Below are 15,215 nucleotides of genomic sequence, written 5' to 3'. Positions count from 1 at the left end.
TCGAATTGCGCCCCTCAATATTGCGGTCGCGTTGTATAGTTTCAACGCAACGGCGGGTAACACGATGCTGAAGATCGAAAAGATGCAGATTTCGGGGTTCAAGTCGTTCTCGGACACGACCGAGGTCGTCTTCCCCGAAGGGATCACGGCGGTCGTCGGGCCGAACGGCTGCGGCAAGTCGAACATCGGCGACGCGATCAATTGGGTGCTCGGCGAACAGAGCGCGAAGATGCTGCGCGGCTCGAGCATGCAGGACGTCATCTTCAACGGCAGCGAGGGCCGGAAGGCGCAGGGGATGGCCGAGGTCTCCCTCCACCTCGCGGGGAAGACCAACGGCGAGGGCGAGAAGCCGCGCATTGCGATCACCCGGCGCCTGTTCCGGAGCGGCGAGAGCGACTACCTCCTGAATGGGGCGAAGACCCGCCTGCGCGACATCCAGGATCTCCTCCGCGACGAGAGAGTCGGCGCCCAGACCTACGCCACGATCGAGCAGGGCCGGATCGACCAGATCCTGAACGCGAAGCCGAAGGAGCGGCGCCTCATCATCGAGGAGGCCGCCGGAGTCGCCGGGTTCAAGCACAAGCGGCGCCTCGCCGAGCTGAAGCTCGAGGCGACGCACGCGAACCTGCTCCGGGTCAACGACATCGTCGTCGAGGTCGCGCGGCAGATCAATGCGCTCAAGCGTCAGGCGGCGAAGGCGCGCCGCTACGGACGCCTGCGGGAGGAGCTCCGCGCGAAGGAGTCGGTCCGGTTCGCGGCGAAGGCGCGCCGGGTCGAGACGCTGCTCGCCGAAGCGCGGGAGGCCGAGTCCGCGGTTCGGGATCAGGAAGCCGCCGCCGCGGCGCGCTTGGGCTCGCTCGAGGCCGAGGTCGTCGCGTTCCGCGCGGCGCTCGACGAATCCGAGCGCACGGCGCGCACCGAGGCCGAGGCGCTCCACCGGCTCGAGATCGAGATCGACCGCAACGAGGCGCGCGTCGCCTCGTGCCGCGAGCGCATCGCCCAGGCGGAAGAGACCGCGCGGCAGCTCGCCGACGAGCGCGCGGCGCTCGCGGCACGCCGCGAAGCCACCTCCGCCGACGCAGCGGCCCACGCCGACGCCCTCTCCGCCGAGGAGGCGGCGCTGGCCGCGGCCGAGGCGCGGCTCACCGCGTGCCGCGAGGCCGTGTCGAACGCACAGGCGGCGCGGGACGCGCGCCGCGCGCGCGTCGAGACGCTGAGGCGCACGCTCTTCGAGTCGATGAACGCTCTCGCGGCCCATCGGAATCGCCGCCAGGCGCTCGCCGACGAAGCGGCACGGCTCGCGGCTCAACGCGGGCGTCTGACGCGAGAGCGCGATGCCGCGGCGGCCGACCACGTGGTCCGGGTCGCCGACGCCGCGACCCACGGCGAGCGATCCGCCAGCGCGAAGCGCAGCGTCGAGGAGCTGCGCGCGTCGGTCGCCCTCGGCGAGGCCGAGCTGCAGAGCCTCCGCGTGCGGCAGACGGAGACCCAGGCGGCCTTCGCGGCGGCGCGTGAGCGGGAGACCGCGGCGGCCGCCGCGCTCCGGACCCTCGAAGACGTGGCCACGAGGTTCGCGGGCGAATCCGACGGCGTGCGCCTTCTCCTGACCGCGGGGGCGAGCGCCGGCGTCCGCACCGGCGGCGTGGTCGCGGACTTCGTCGAGGCGAGCCGCGACGTCGAGAGCGCCGCCGAGGCGTACCTCCAGGGACTCCTGCCCGCGGTCGTCGTCGAGGACGACGGCGACGCGAGCCGCGCCGCCGGCCTCATCCGCGCGCAGTCCGCGGGTCGCACGATCGTGCTCTGCAAGACCCAGCCTTCGGGCGCGCTCGCCGTCGGCGTCCCGTCGAACGGCCACGTGCCGATTCCCGAATCGATGCGCGACGACCCGCGCGTGATCGGACGTTTGAAGGACCGTCTGCGGCTCCGCCAGGGCGACGGTTTCGTCAGCTCGCGGATCGGCGACGCCGTCCTTGTCGACTCGCTCGACTCGGCGCTCGCCCTGCACCGCGACTACCCCGGGGTCGACTACATCGCGCCGACCGGCGACGTCGTCTACGCCTCGGGCGTCATCGCCGCCGGAGGGCGCGCGAGCGGCGACCGCGGCCTCCTCGCGCATCACCGCAAGACGGGGGAGGCGCGCACCGCTCTCGCCGAAGCGGCGGCGGAGTCGGCCGCCGCGCAGGCGGCGCTCGAGGCGGTGCACGTCGCCACGGCCCAGGCCGAGACCGGGCTCGCGGGAGCGCGGCGGGCTCTCGAGGACGAGGGCCGGCGCGGCGCCGAGCTCGAGCTGCAGGCGCGTCGCACCGACGACGAGCGGGAGCGCCTTGCGCGCCAGCTCGACGTCCTCGCACGCGAGCTCGACGTCGCGGGAGCCGACGACGAGCGGCTCGCCGGGGACCGCGCGGCGCACGACCTCACGGCCGCGGAGGCCGAGGCTTCCCATGCGGCCGTCGAGCGCGAGGTCGATCTCGAGGCCACGGGACTGGACGGCGACGACGCGGCGCTCAGGCGAGCCCTGGACGACGAGGCGGCGGCGCGGGCCGAGGCCGCCTCACGCGCCGAGCGTCTCGAAGGTGCGCGGCGCGAGGCGCTGCGCTTCGCCGAGGTGCTCGCCGAGATCGCCGCACGCGACACGGCCGCCGAGCGGGAGAGCGCCGAGACCGCGGAACGTGCCCGGGACGCGTCGGCGACGCGCGCCGCAACGGAGACCGAGCTGGCCGTCCAGATCGAGGCGCGTAGCCAGAAGACGCGCGAGGCGGCCGCCCGTGAGGATCGCCTCGCGGAGGAGCGCGAGCGCCTCTCGGCCGCCGACGGCTCGCTCCGGACCGTCCGCGCGGAGCTCGAGGGCGTCCGCGAGCGCGGACGCGAAGCCGAGATGAGGCGCGCGCGCCTCGAGGCGGACCGCGGCTATCTTGACGATCTGTGCCGACAGGAGCTGGGGATCGCCGCCGGCGAAGCCGCCGCCCTCGTGGGCGAGGAGGCGCTCGCCGCCGCCGACGAAGAGACGCTGGCCGCCGAGATCGCGGAGATCAAGGCGAAGGTCGATGCGATCGGCCCGGTCAATCTCATGGCGATCGAGGAGTTCCAAGCGCTCGAGGAGCGCCACGCGACGCTGAGCACGCAGCAGAAGGATCTCGAGGAGTCGATGGCGTCGCTCCGCGAGTCGATCAAGCGGATCAATCGGAACTCGCGCGACCGCTTCCTCGAGGCGTTCGAGACGATCCGGGCGCACTACGTCGAGATTTTCAAGGTCCTCTTCGGCGGCGGGCGCGCCGATCTCGTCCTCGAGGAAGGAGAAGACGTCCTCGAGTGCGGCATCGAGATGATCGTCCAGCCGCCGGGCAAGCGCCTGGGGCACGTCTCGCTCATGTCGGGCGGCGAGAAGTCGATGGCCGCGCTCGCCCTCCTCTTCGCGATCTTCCGGTACCAGCCGTCGCCGTTCTGCCTCCTGGACGAGGTCGACGCCGCGCTCGACGACCTCAACGTGGGGCGCTTCACGCGCATGCTCGGCGAGTACGCGCACAACACGCAGTTCATCCTCATCACCCACAACAAGCGCTCGATGGAGTCGGCGAACCTTCTCTACGGGGTGACGATGGAAGAGCCGGGCGTCTCGAAGCTCGTCTCGCTGCGCCTCTAGCCCTTCGTCTTCTTCGCCGCGAGCGCGGCCTTGAACGCGAAGTCGGCGCCGGCGCCCCCGATCGTCGCGTCGAGCGGTGCCGCGTCCTTCTCCGGCGTCACCTTGACCGGCGTGCTGAGGGCGAGGACCATCCAGCGGTCGCCGATCCGCGCGGCGACGCCGACGACGAGCGCGTGAGGCTCGACGTCGTCGACGTCGGCCTCGAGCGTCTCCGGGAGCGTGAGCTTCGGCTTCTTGCCCGCGGGCGTGTCGCCGGGGACGAAGGCGAGCATCTCGTGACGGAAGGCGTTCGTCATGTCGCGTCCCAAAGGCGACTTCTGCCGCCACTGGTCGGGGACGTGCTCGGCGGTCGTGCAGGCGAGGAACACCGCGAGATCCTTGACCTCGCGCTCCTCGTTCTCCTTGGCGAGCTGGAGCCGGTGCTTGAGCTCCTCGTCGGCGAACGCCGGGGCCTTCAGCGTCTTCGGCGAGCGTCCGTTGACGGCGACGACGAGATGCACCGTGCCGCGCGGAGGCCGCACCGGCGGTGGCGGAGGCGGCGGCGCCGCCTCCCTCGCGCGTGCCTTCATCGCGGTGATCACCGCGGGCGGCACCCCCGCGACTTTCAGCTCGTCGACCATGTCGTCGGAGACGTCGAACGCCGCCGGCCGCGATCGCACCTCGTCCAGGATCGCCGCTTCGGCCGCCCCGGCCGCGACCATCCGCACGACGTCCTCGTTCGTCATCGGCGCCGTCTCGGCCGGCGCGAGGAGCAGCGCGACGGCAAGGAGCCAGGTCATGCGACCTCCACGCTGAGGCCGTCGTAGGCGAGCTCGATTCCGGGGGGAAGTGTCGGCGCGATCTCGGCGTGCGCCATCTCGTGGGCGATGTGAGTGAAGAAGGTGCGGCGCGCGCCGATCCGCGCCGCTTCCTCGAGCGAGCGGGCGAGGTGCATGTGCGTCGGATGGGGACGTAGCCGGAGCGCGCTCAGGACGAGCACGTCGAGCCCCTCGAGGAGCGGATAGCTCGCCTCGGGGATCGCGCTCACGTCGGTCAAGTAGGCGAAGCCGCCCGTGCGGTAGCCGAGGATCGGGAGCCGGCCGTGGAGGAGCGGCACGGGGACGATCGTACGCCCTGCGACCGTGAACGGCCCTTCGACCGGGTGGAGATCGACCGACGGCTTGCCGCCGCCGGCCTCGACCTCCTCGAACGCGTACCAGAAGCTCCGGCGGATCGCGGCGAGGGTCGCCGCCGAGCCGTACGCCGGGATCGGTCCGCCGCGCACCCAGTTGTACATCCTGAGGTCGTCGAGCCCGAAGATGTGGTCGGCGTGCGCGTGCGTGTAGAGGACCGCCTCGAGATGGGCGAGCCCCTGGGTCAGCGCTTGCTCGCGAAGATCGGTCGAGGTGTCGACGAGGGCGTTCGTCCCATCCCACGCGAGGAGGACCGACGGGCGGAGCCGGCGATCACGCTTGTCGGACGAGCGGCACACCTTGCAGCCGCATGTCGGGACCGGAACGCCGGTCGAGGTGCCCGTGCCGAGAAACGTGACGCGCACCGGCGCTCACCGCCTCGCGACGTCGGCGATCTCCTCGGCGATGGCGTCGGCCGCGGCAACGGGATCGGCGGCGGCGGTGATCGGCCGGCCGATGACGAGCCGGTCGGCGCCGGCGGCGAGGGCGGAAGCGGGCGTCGCCACGCGCGCCTGATCGTCGGGTGCGCGCGGGCCCGCGGGCCGGATGCCGGGGACGACGATGACCCCGCGCGGATGTGCGGCGCGCGCCGCCGCGATCTCGAGCGGCGAACAGACGACGCCGCCCGCCCCGGCGTCGCGCGCGATCGCGGCCAGACGCGGCACCGCGGAGGACGCCGGACCTTCGATCCCGATCGTCGCGAGCGCCGCGTCGTCGTGGCTCGTCAGGATCGTCACCGCGAGGACGATCGTCCGCTCCCCGCAGGCGGAGACGGCGCGCTCGATCATCGCGCCGCCGCCGAGGGCGTGGACGGTGAGGAACTGGACGTCGAGCGCCGCCGCGGCAGCCGCCGCGCCGAGGACCGTGTTCGGGATGTCGTGCAGCTTGAGGTCGAGGAAGACCTCGTGACCCATCTCCCGGATCTCGAGGACGAGCGGAGGGCCGCACGCGACGAACGCCTGGAGCCCGATCTTGAAGCCGCCGACCTTCCCGGCGAGACGCCGCGCCAGCGCGAGCGCCTCTGCCCGGTCGGGCGTGTCGAGGGCGACGAACACGCGGTCGCGAGGGGTCATGCCGGCACCGATGCCGCTTCGGCGGACTTGAGCGCGCCCGTCAGCTCCGCCGCGGCCTTGATGCCGCGCTCGGCGAGCCACGCCCTCAGGCCGTCGATCACGTCGACCGCGGCGCGCGGGGTGACGAAGTTCGCCGTCCCGACCTGCACCGCCGACGCTCCGGCGAGGAGGAACTCGACCGCGTCGCGGCCCGTCATGATCCCGCCCATGCCGACGATCGGGATCTTGACCGCGCGCCGCACCTGCCAGGTGAGCCATACGGCCAGAGGCCGGATCGCGGGGCCGGAAAGCCCGCCGCTGCCGTTGGCAAGGACCGGCCTTCGCTTCTCCACGTTGACCGCCATCCCGACGAACGTGTTGACGAGAGAGATCGCGTCGGCGCCCTCCGCCTCGGCGGCGCGCGCGGTCTCGCGGATGTCGGTGACGTTCGGCGACAGCTTGACCCAGAGCGGGAGCCTCGTCGCGCGGCGACAGACACGGACGACCTGCGCCAGCGCCTTCGGGTCGTTCCCGAAGATCATGCCGCCGGCCTCGACGTTGGGGCACGAGACGTTGAGCTCGACCGCCGCGATGCCGGCCGCGCCGTCGAGCTTCTCCAGGACCTCGACGTACTCTCCCTCCGTCTCGCCGAAGACGTTCGCGACGACGGCGGTGTCGTGGGGCCGCAGGAGCGGGAGCTTCTCCGCGATGAAGGCGTCGACCCCGACGTTCTGGAGGCCGATCGCGTTGAGCATGCCCGCGGGGGTCTCGACGATACGCTCGGGCGGGTTGCCGCGTCGCGGCTTCGGAGAGAGCCCCTTCGTGACGAGACCGCCGAGCTCGGCGAGATCGAGGAACGGGAGGAACTCGAGACCGTAGCCGAACGTTCCCGAGGCGGTCAGCACCGGGTTCTTGAGGCGCACCGAGCCGACGGCGACCGACAGATCGGGGCTCACCATGCCATCCGCTCCGCGCGCATCACCGGGCCGTCGATGCAGACGCGCTCGTAGCGCACCTCGTTCGGCCCCGGACCGTGCGTCGGGAGAACGCAGCCGAGACAGACGCCGAAACCGCAGGCCATCGGCGCCTCGAGCGCCAGATCGCAGACGACCCCGGAGCGGAGGGCGAGGCGCCCCACCGCCTTGAGCATCGGCGTGGGACCGCACGCGTAGAGGTGGAGCCGGGCGCGGTCGGCGGCGGCGAGGCGCTCTTCGAGCGGAACGGTCACGAGCCCGCGCGTGCCCGAGGTTCCGTCCTGCGTCGCGACCGCGAGCGGAGCGCACGACGAGGCGAACCAATCGAGGAGCGGCAGCTCGGTCGCCGTCCTCGCGCCGTAGTGCATCTCGGGGGCGAAGCCCAGGGCGCGCAGCTCGGCCGCGAACGCGGGGAACGGTGCGGAGCCGATCCCGCCGGCGACGAAGAGCGGGATCGCGCCCTGCGCGCGAGGCGGCGTGAAGCCGTGACCGAGCGGGCCGAGCACGCTCAGGCGCGCACCGCGCCCGAGCGAGGCGAGGAGCGCGGTCCCGCGGCCGTAGACCCGATAGAGGACCTGGACCGCTCCCGGGGCGCCGTCGGCGAAGGTTCCGGGAAGGCCGCAGACGGAGAATGGACGGCGCAGGAGGACGTCGGAGCCCGGAACGCCGATCATGAAGAACTGTCCGGGACGCATGCCGGCCGCGGCGCCCTCGGCGTCGAACTCGAGGAGCCAATTGCCATGACCGAGATCGACGTTACGAAGGACCAGTGTGACGACGTCTCTGGGCATCCGGTGCGCCATGCTAGCATGCGCGCGCTCCCCGAAACGCGTTCCTTGAATCCGGCCCCGCGAGGCCGAAAGGAGTCGGATGAGCACGACCGCGCGTGTCCGCGTCCTCGACGCGGCGTCGATCGAAAGGTCGCTGACGCGCATCGCCCACGAGATCCTCGAACGCAATCGCACGTCGTCCGCGTTGGGTCTCGTCGGCGTCCAGACGCGCGGCGTTCCGCTCGCGCGGCGTCTCGCGGCGAAGCTGGCGGCGATCGACGGCACGGCGCCTCCGGTCGGGCGTCTCGACATCAACCTCTACCGCGACGATCTCTCGCGGATCGCCGATCATCCGGTGCTCCGCGAGACCGCGATCCCGTTCGACGTCGACGGGAGCACCGTCGTCCTCGTCGACGACGTGCTCTTCACGGGCCGCACGGTGAGGGCCGCGCTCGACGCGCTCATGGATCTCGGCCGTCCGCGCCGGATCCAGCTCGCGGTCCTCGTCGACCGCGGCCACCGCGAGCTGCCGGTCAAGGCCGACTTCGTGGGCAAGAACCTCCCGACGGCGCCGACGGAGCTCGTCGAGGTGCGACTCCAGGAGACCGACGGCGCCGACGAGGTGCTCATCGTGAAGGCCGAAGGCGGAGCCGACGCGCGCGAGGAGCACCGGGCATGAAGCTCCTGAGCCCGCACCTCCTCGGGATCGAGCCCCTGACCCCCGACGAGATCACGCTCATCCTCGACACGGCGGTGGGCTTCTCGTCGATCGCGACCCGGGAGATCAAGAAGGTCCCGACCCTCCGCGGGAAGACCGTCGTCAACTTCTTCGTCGAGCCGTCGACGAGGACCCGCTCGTCGTTCGAGCTGGCGGAGAAGCGCCTCTCCGCCGATTCGCTCAATTTCTCGACCTCGACGTCGTCGCTCGTCAAGGGCGAGACCCTCCTCGACACGCTCCGCAATCTCGAGGCGATGGCGCCGGATTTCATCGTGATCCGTCACGGCGAGGCCGGAGCGCCCCACTTCCTCGCGAAGCACGGGCGGACCCCGATCATCAACGCGGGCGACGGCGCGCACGAGCACCCGACGCAGGCGCTCCTCGATGCGTTCACGATCCGGCAGCACAAGGGCGCGCTCTCCGGCCTCAAGGTCGCGATCGTGGGGGACATCCTCCACAGCCGGGTCGCGCGCTCGAACGTGCACCTCCTCGTGAAGATGGGGGCCGAGGTGGTCCTCTGCGGGCCGCCGACGCTCCTCCCCGCGGGCGGCAAGACGCTCGGGGCGGCGGTGACGCACCGCATGGACGCGGCGATCGAAGGGGCGGACGTCGTCATGATGCTCCGCATCCAGCTCGAGCGGATGTCGGGCGGGTTCTTCCCGACGCTCCGCGAGTACGCGGCGTTCTACGGCTTGAACGCCGACCGCTTGAAGCGCGCGGCGAAGGACGCGATCGTCATGCATCCCGGACCGATCAATCGCGGGGTCGAGATCATGGGCGACGTCGCCGACGGAGAGGCGTCGGTCATCTTGGACCAGGTCACGAACGGCGTCGCCGTGCGGATGGCCGTCCTGTATCTGCTCGCCGGAGGGGACCGTGACGCTGTTGCTCAGGAACGCTAGGCTCGTCGACCCGGAGGCGGGGTGGGACGGCCCCGGCGACGTGCTCATCGACGGCGGCCGCGTGACGCGGGTCGCGAAGACGATCGCCCCGGACGGAGCGAAGGAGATCGACCTCGGCGGTCTCGTCGTGTGCCCCGGATTCATCGACATGCACGTCCACCTCCGCGAGCCCGGGCAGGAATGGAAGGAGACGATCGCCACCGGGACACGCGCGGCGGCGGCGGGAGGGTTCACCGGCGTTGCCTGCATGCCGAACACCGAGCCGCCGATCGACTCGCGCTCGGTCGTCGAGTTCGTCCTCGCGCAGGCGCGCCTCCACGGCGTCGTGCCGGTCTATCCGATCGGGTGCGTCTCGAAGGCACAGAAGGGCGAGGAGCTCGCCGAGATGGGGGACATGGCGCTCGCCGGCGCGCGCGGGTTCTCCGACGACGGCAAGCCGGTCGCCTCGGCGGGGCTCATGCGACGCGCTCTCGAGTACGCGCAGATCTTCGACCTCCCGGTCATCGACCACTGCGAGGAGCCGACGCTCGTCAAGGGGGGCGTCGTCCACGAAGGGGAGATCTCGACGCGCCTCGGCCTCGCCGGATGGCCGGGCGTCGCCGAGGACATCATGGTTTCCCGCGACATCCTCCTCGCGGAGGCGACCGGCGGCGCCGTCCACATCGCGCACATGTCGACGGGGCGCGCCGCCGGCCTCGTGCGGAGTGCGAAGGCGTCGGGCATCCGCGTCACCTGCGAGGTCACCCCGCACCACATCGCCCTCACCGACGAGGCGGTCCTCGGTTATGACGCCGACGCCAAGATGAATCCGCCGCTCCGGCGGCCGACCGACCGCGAGGCGCTCCTCGCCGCGATCGCCGACGGGACGGTCGACGCGATCGCCACCGACCACGCACCGCATCACGCCGACGAGAAGTGCGTGGAGTTCTCGCGCGCGCCGTTCGGGGTCGTCGGGCTCGAGACGGCGGTGTCGATCTGCCTCGACCGCCTGGTCCACGGCGGGATCGTGCCTCTCGCGCGCCTCGTCGAGCTGCTCTCGGCGGGGCCCGCGCGCGTCCTGCGGCTCGCCAAGGGATCGCTCAAGCCGGGATCGGACGCCGACGTCACCGTCCTCGACCTCGACCGCGAGGTGAAGGTCGATGCCGGTCGCTTCGCGTCGAAGAGCTCGAACACCCCGTTCCGCGGATGGACGCTGCGCGGGGCCGCCGTGATGACGATCGTCGGCGGCCACGTCGTCCACGACGCCCGCTAGGCGCCGCCCCGGTGCCGGCGCCCAAGCGGCGTCCGCGGCGCGTGCTCGTCATCGCGAACCCGAACGCCGGGCTCCTGCGCGGCGGAAAGGCGGCGGGCGAGCGCGCGGCCGCGGCGGCCGCGCGGGCCGGGGTCGCCGTCGATCTCCACCTGACGCGCGGTCCCGGCGACGCACGCACGCGCGCCGCCGCCGCGGCCGAGGAAGGCTACGACCTCGTGCTCGCCGCGGGAGGCGACGGCACCGCGCACGAGGCCGCGGGCGGGCTCGCGGGCTCGAACACGGCGCTCGGCGTCGCCCCGGCCGGCACGATGAATCTCCTCGCACGGGTCCTCGGCACGCCTCTCCACCCCGCGGAGGCCGCGGGAGCGCTCGCGGCAGGATTCCATCCGTGGACGGTGCATCCCGGCGACGCCGACGGGCGGATCTTCGTGCTCATGGCGGGCGCCGGGTTCGACGCGTGGGTGCTCCGGGAGCTGCTCCGGACCGTCCGCGGGAAGATCGGCTTCGCCGACTACGCGCGCGGCGCGCTCGCGGGTCTTCGCACCTTCCCGTTCCCCGAGCTCCGCGTCGCGTGGGAGAGTCGCGAGCGCAAAGCGCACTCGGTCATCGTCGGCCGGTCGCCGCTGTACGGCGGCTTCCTCCGGCCGACCCCCGGCGCCCGGCTCGACGAGCCGGTCCTCGAGGTCTGCGCGCTCGACGGCGGTCCGGCGCGGCTCATGGCGATCCTGTCCCGCATGTGGTCGGGCGCGCACGCGGGCGCTCCCGGGGCGCTCGTCGCGCGGACGCGGGAGGTGCGGGTCGTGTCGCCGGTCGACGACGTTCCTTATCATCTCGACGGCGAGCTCGCCGGGGTCCTGCCCGTCACCCTCCGGATCTCGGACCGGCCGCTCGTCCTCGCGCGCACCCGGCCCGTTTGACGATGTACACTCGGGCCATGACGACATCGGTCTATTCCACGGAGCTTTCGGGACTCCGTCTCACCGCGCGCGGCAAGGTGCGCGACATCTACGATCTCGGGGAGACGCTCCTCATCGTCTCGACCGACCGTCTCTCCGCCTTCGACTGCGTCTTCCCGGACCCGATCCCGGACAAGGGAAAGGTCCTGAACCAGATCTCCGCGTTCTGGTTCGCGCGCTCCTCGGCGTGGCTCCCGAATCACGTCGTCGCCACGGACGTCGCCGCGTTTCCCGCCTCCCTCCGTGCGTACGCCGACACCCTCGCCGGGCGGGCGACGCTTGCGCGGAAGCTCAGGATGGTTCCGATCGAGTGCGTCGCCCGGGGCTACCTCGCCGGATCGGGATGGAACGAGTACCAAGCGCAGGGCACCATCTGCGGGATCCCTCTGCCGCCCGGCCTCGCCGAGTCGGCGGCGCTCCCGGAGCCGATCTTCACCCCGGCGACGAAGGCCGACAGCGGGCACGACGTGAACATCTCGTTCGACGAGATGGCGGCGCGGATCGGACGGACGACCGCCGAGCGCCTGCGCGAGCTGACCCTCGCCGCCTACCGCGACGCGGCGGCTCATGCGGCGGCCCGCGGCATACTCGTCGCCGACACGAAGTTCGAATTCGGATTCGACGGTGACGATCTCGTCATCGCCGACGAGATGCTCACTCCGGATTCCTCACGCTTCTGGCCCGCGGAGACCTACCGCGCCGGCGGGCCTCAGCCCTCGCTCGACAAGCAGTTCGTCCGCGATCACGTCCTGAGCCTGGGGTGGAATCAGAAACCCCCGGCGCCGCGCCTTCCGGCAGAGATCATCGAGGGTTTGAGGGGCCGGTACCTCGAGATCTTCCGCAGGCTCGTGGGGCGCGACCTCGAGCGTTGACACGCGGCGTCGCCCCCACTGACACCGCCCGTCGTGCGATCACGTTTTCGTACTGCGCGTGATCGTATTTGCGCGTCTTCTCGCCGGAATACATCTTGCAGTCGTGAGGCGCCGGAGGGTTGACGCTCCCGGGGGTGCATGGTAGCGTTCGGCGGCTCAGCGGGGCGCCTGAACGATCGAGCACTACTTCGGGTCGTCTCTCCTCCTTGATATCGGTTCCGGCACGCGCCGGGGGAAGGGCGCGGCAGGGAGGCTCGGACATGCCGAGGAAGTTCTACACGATCTTCATCCTTCCCCACGCGCACGCGCGGTTCCGGAAGCTCCACGTCTCCAGGAACTTCGTCCTCGCGATCGCGGTGCTCGGCGCGGCCGTGTCGATGTCGGCCGCGTTCGCCCCGCACCTCTTCTTCCGCTCGCGTGCGCTCGCCGATCGTGCGGCGGCGATCGAGGCCGAGAACCAGAAGCTGCGCGACGACAAGGTCCGGTACGAGGCGTCGCTGGCGCAGATGGGCGAGCACCTCGCCGCGATCGAGGTGATGGCGGGCAAGCTGGCGACGGCCGTCGGCCTCAAGGACCTTCCCTCGGAGCACCCGGCCGGCGGCGCGAGCCTCCCGGCGTCGCTCGGCGGACGCGGCGAGATCTTCCCCGAGGAGAGCGCCGCCGTCGGCAAGCGCATGGACAATCTCGACGCCTCGTTCGACCGTCTCGAGTCGGCGTGGAGCGACCGGCTGAAGGTCCTCGCATCGACGCCGTCCCTGGCGCCGGTCAGCGGGTTCTTCTCCGACGGCTACGGCTGGCGCCGCGACCCGATCGACGGCTCGCGCGAGTTCCACAAGGGCGTCGACATCGTGGCGCCCACCGGGACCGCGGTGCGCGCGGCCGCCGACGGCCTCGTCACGGCCGCCGGGCGCACGGCGGGGTACGGCTCGATGGTCCAGCTCGCTCACGGCTACGGCATGGGCTCGCGCTACGGGCACATGAGCCGGATCGTCGTCGTCCCGGGCCAGCGCGTGAAGCGGGGCGACATCATCGGCTACGTCGGCTCGACCGGTCGCTCGACCGGACCGCACCTCCACTACGAGGTCTTCCGCGCGGGCACGCAGGTCGATCCCCGCAAGTACCTCGGCGAAGCCACCTTCTAGCCGAAGCTGCTAACCTCGGAGGATGGGGCCCGACGATCCGGTCGACCTCGATCCCGACGTGTTGCGCGACCCCCTCGAGGGCACGCAGGAGGTCCAGTCCGCCCCCGTTCCCGCCGAGCGGGGCCTCGTCCCGGTCGATCCGTACCGCCGTTACATGGCGGAGCTGCGGAAGTACCCTCCGCTCACGCGCGAGGAAGAGCAGGAGCTGGCACGCCGCTACCGCGAGACCGGCGACCGCGACGCGCTCTTCCGGCTCGTCACCTCGAACCTCATGCTCGTCGTGCGCGTCGCGCTGTCGTTCCGGCGCGCCGCGAAGAACCTCCTCGATCTGATCCAGGAGGGGAACCTCGGCCTGCTCGCGGCGATCGATCGCTTCGATCCCGAGGTCGGCGTTCGCCTTCCCACCTACGCCGCCTGGTGGGTCCGCGCCTACATCGTGAAGTTCCTCCTCGACAACGTGCGCCTCGTGCGCGTCGGGACGACGAACGCCCGCCGGAAGCTCTTGCGCAACCTGCGGCAGGAGAAGAGCCGTCTCGAAGCGGCGGGGTTCGAGGTCGGGCCGAAGATGCTCGCGGAGCACTTCGGCGTCTCCGAGGAAGACGTCAAGGACGTCGAAGCGGCGCTCGGCTCGCGCGACGTGTGGATCGACGCGCCGCTCGCGGGTGCCGAGGACCGGACGCAGGGCGACGTGCTGCCGGCGTCCGGGCCGACCGTCGAGGAAGAGGTCGCGCGCCGCGAGCTCCAGGACAAGGTCAAGACCGCGATCGCACGGTTCCGCGTCGATCTCGGCGAGCGCGAGCGCGCGATCCTCGACGATCGCCTCCTCTCCGACGATCCCGCGACCCTGCAGGCGATCGGCGACCGCTTCGGCACGACCCGCGAGGCGGTGCGGCAGGCGGAGGCGCGGCTCATGACACGCCTCAAGGAGTTCTTGCGCGCGGAGATCGGAGACCTCGCCACGATCCGCGTCGGACCCGACTGAGGCGTGGACTACAATGCGCGCCCATGAGGCCGATCCGCGTCACGACCGTCCTTCTCGCCTCCGGCCTCGCGCTCTCCTGCGCCGCGCCGAAGGCGAAGCCGAAAGATCCGGCGAGCGAGACCGCGACGAACATCCGCCTCGCCGAGTCGTACTATCACGCCGGGCGCGTCACCGAGGCGCTCAACATCCTGCAGAAGGCGGTCGACTCGGCGCCGACGAACGCACCGCTCCGGAACTACTACGGCCAGATCTGCTTCCTCTCGGGACGGAACGCGGAGGCCGAGAAGGCGTTCGACAAGGCGCTCGAGATCGATCCCTATCTCACCGATGCGCGGAACAACCTCGGCGCTCTCTACGACGCCACCGGCCGCAAGGCGGAAGCCGAGAAGGAGTACAAGAAGGTCCTCGAGGACTCGACCTACGCCTCGCCCGACAAGGTCTACCTGAACCTGGGCATCCTCTACGGTTCCCAGGGGCGGCAGCCCGAGTCGATCGCGGAGCTGCGCAAGGCGGTCGAGATCAACCCGAAGTTCTGGCGCGGGCACTACGAGCTCGCCTCGGCCCTCGACCGCGGCGGGCAGCTCGACGAGGCCGCGCGCGAGTACGAGGTCGCGGTGCCGGACTACAGGAACAACGGCGAGTACCACTACCGGCTCGGCCTCGTGTACATGAAGCTCAACCAGCCGGCGCTGGCCCGCGAGCATCTCCAGCGCTGCGAGGACCTCTCCCCGGGGAGCGAGAACGCGTCGAAGGCGTTCGATCTCCTGAAGATGCTTCCCTGAG

14 protein-coding genes are annotated in these 15,215 nt (G+C 71.5%); 9 read left to right on the top strand and 5 right to left on the bottom strand.

Annotation, left to right across the window (positions count from 1 at the left end):
* Positions 1 to 64 precede the first annotated feature (64 nt).
* A complete protein-coding gene (gene smc, locus VFV19_15535) occupies positions 65 to 3,640 on the top strand; it encodes a chromosome segregation protein SMC (GenBank protein ID HEX4825714.1) in 3,576 nt (1,191 codons plus the stop codon).
* On the opposite strand, the gene VFV19_15530 is transcribed toward smc, so the two are convergent.
* The 5 genes from VFV19_15530 to VFV19_15510 are packed head-to-tail and all read right to left on the bottom strand — an operon-like array spanning position 3,637 to position 7,629.
* Positions 3,637 to 4,419: a hypothetical protein gene (locus tag VFV19_15530; protein HEX4825713.1), complete on the bottom strand. Its 783-nt coding sequence runs from the start codon at positions 4,417 to 4,419 to the stop codon at positions 3,637 to 3,639. The genes smc and VFV19_15530 overlap by 4 nt on opposite strands.
* Complete coding sequence (locus tag VFV19_15525; protein HEX4825712.1) at positions 4,416 to 5,177, bottom strand: MBL fold metallo-hydrolase; 762 nt, start codon at positions 5,175 to 5,177, stop codon at positions 4,416 to 4,418. Before VFV19_15525 ends, VFV19_15530 begins: the two co-directional genes overlap by 4 nt.
* Positions 5,178 to 5,183: 6 nt before the next feature.
* Complete coding sequence (gene pyrF / locus VFV19_15520; GenBank protein ID HEX4825711.1) at positions 5,184 to 5,885, bottom strand: orotidine-5'-phosphate decarboxylase; 702 nt, start codon at positions 5,883 to 5,885, stop codon at positions 5,184 to 5,186.
* A complete protein-coding gene (locus tag VFV19_15515; GenBank protein ID HEX4825710.1) occupies positions 5,882 to 6,820 on the bottom strand; it encodes a dihydroorotate dehydrogenase in 939 nt (312 codons plus the stop codon). The genes pyrF and VFV19_15515 overlap by 4 nt, the downstream gene beginning before the upstream one ends.
* Positions 6,817 to 7,629, bottom strand: coding sequence for a dihydroorotate dehydrogenase electron transfer subunit (locus VFV19_15510; GenBank protein HEX4825709.1), 813 nt, complete (start codon positions 7,627 to 7,629; stop codon positions 6,817 to 6,819). Before VFV19_15510 ends, VFV19_15515 begins: the two co-directional genes overlap by 4 nt.
* Before the next feature lie 79 nt (positions 7,630 to 7,708).
* Between VFV19_15510 and pyrR the strand changes: the two genes are divergently transcribed.
* The 8 genes from pyrR to VFV19_15470 all read left to right on the top strand — a co-directional run bounded on the left by pyrR (position 7,709) and on the right by VFV19_15470 (position 15,214).
* Positions 7,709 to 8,287, top strand: coding sequence for a bifunctional pyr operon transcriptional regulator/uracil phosphoribosyltransferase PyrR (gene pyrR, locus VFV19_15505; protein HEX4825708.1), 579 nt, complete (start codon positions 7,709 to 7,711; stop codon positions 8,285 to 8,287).
* Complete coding sequence (locus VFV19_15500) at positions 8,284 to 9,228, top strand: aspartate carbamoyltransferase catalytic subunit (protein HEX4825707.1); 945 nt, start codon at positions 8,284 to 8,286, stop codon at positions 9,226 to 9,228. The genes pyrR and VFV19_15500 overlap by 4 nt, the downstream gene beginning before the upstream one ends.
* A complete protein-coding gene (locus tag VFV19_15495) occupies positions 9,203 to 10,480 on the top strand; it encodes a dihydroorotase (GenBank protein ID HEX4825706.1) in 1,278 nt (425 codons plus the stop codon). Before VFV19_15500 ends, VFV19_15495 begins: the two co-directional genes overlap by 26 nt.
* Positions 10,481 to 10,491: 11 nt before the next feature.
* A complete protein-coding gene (locus VFV19_15490) occupies positions 10,492 to 11,397 on the top strand; it encodes a diacylglycerol kinase family protein (GenBank protein HEX4825705.1) in 906 nt (301 codons plus the stop codon).
* A gap of 17 nt (positions 11,398 to 11,414) precedes the next feature.
* A complete protein-coding gene (locus VFV19_15485; GenBank protein HEX4825704.1) occupies positions 11,415 to 12,308 on the top strand; it encodes a phosphoribosylaminoimidazolesuccinocarboxamide synthase in 894 nt (297 codons plus the stop codon).
* A 260-nt stretch (positions 12,309 to 12,568) separates the two neighbouring features.
* Positions 12,569 to 13,450, top strand: coding sequence for a M23 family metallopeptidase (locus VFV19_15480; protein ID HEX4825703.1), 882 nt, complete (start codon positions 12,569 to 12,571; stop codon positions 13,448 to 13,450).
* 22 nt (positions 13,451 to 13,472) lie between these two features.
* Entirely contained in the window at positions 13,473 to 14,432 is a 960-nt protein-coding gene (locus VFV19_15475) for a sigma-70 family RNA polymerase sigma factor (protein HEX4825702.1), read from the top strand.
* 23 nt (positions 14,433 to 14,455) lie between these two features.
* Positions 14,456 to 15,214, top strand: coding sequence for a tetratricopeptide repeat protein (locus VFV19_15470; protein HEX4825701.1), 759 nt, complete (start codon positions 14,456 to 14,458; stop codon positions 15,212 to 15,214).
* Position 15,215: the final 1 nt, after the last annotated feature.

Source organism: Candidatus Polarisedimenticolaceae bacterium, assembly GCA_036275915.1.
In the GTDB taxonomy this organism is placed as follows: domain Bacteria; phylum Acidobacteriota; class Polarisedimenticolia; order Polarisedimenticolales; family DASRJG01; genus DASRJG01.
The sequence above is the reverse complement of the archived record's forward strand: the minus strand, read 5'-3'. Positions and strand labels throughout refer to the sequence as shown.

Coding starts and splice junctions, on each gene's coding strand:
- pyrF (HEX4825711.1), bottom strand. CDS start 5,885: ATGACCCCTCGCGACCGCGTGTTCGTCGCCCTCGACACGCCCGACCGG.
- VFV19_15485 (HEX4825704.1), top strand. CDS start 11,415: ATGACGACATCGGTCTATTCCACGGAGCTTTCGGGACTCCGTCTCACC.
- smc (HEX4825714.1), top strand. CDS start 65: ATGCTGAAGATCGAAAAGATGCAGATTTCGGGGTTCAAGTCGTTCTCG.
- VFV19_15530 (HEX4825713.1), bottom strand. CDS start 4,419: ATGACCTGGCTCCTTGCCGTCGCGCTGCTCCTCGCGCCGGCCGAGACG.
- pyrR (HEX4825708.1), top strand. CDS start 7,709: ATGAGCACGACCGCGCGTGTCCGCGTCCTCGACGCGGCGTCGATCGAA.
- VFV19_15510 (HEX4825709.1), bottom strand. CDS start 7,629: ATGCCCAGAGACGTCGTCACACTGGTCCTTCGTAACGTCGATCTCGGT.
- VFV19_15470 (HEX4825701.1), top strand. CDS start 14,456: ATGAGGCCGATCCGCGTCACGACCGTCCTTCTCGCCTCCGGCCTCGCG.
- VFV19_15500 (HEX4825707.1), top strand. CDS start 8,284: ATGAAGCTCCTGAGCCCGCACCTCCTCGGGATCGAGCCCCTGACCCCC.
- VFV19_15475 (HEX4825702.1), top strand. CDS start 13,473: ATGGGGCCCGACGATCCGGTCGACCTCGATCCCGACGTGTTGCGCGAC.
- VFV19_15480 (HEX4825703.1), top strand. CDS start 12,569: ATGCCGAGGAAGTTCTACACGATCTTCATCCTTCCCCACGCGCACGCG.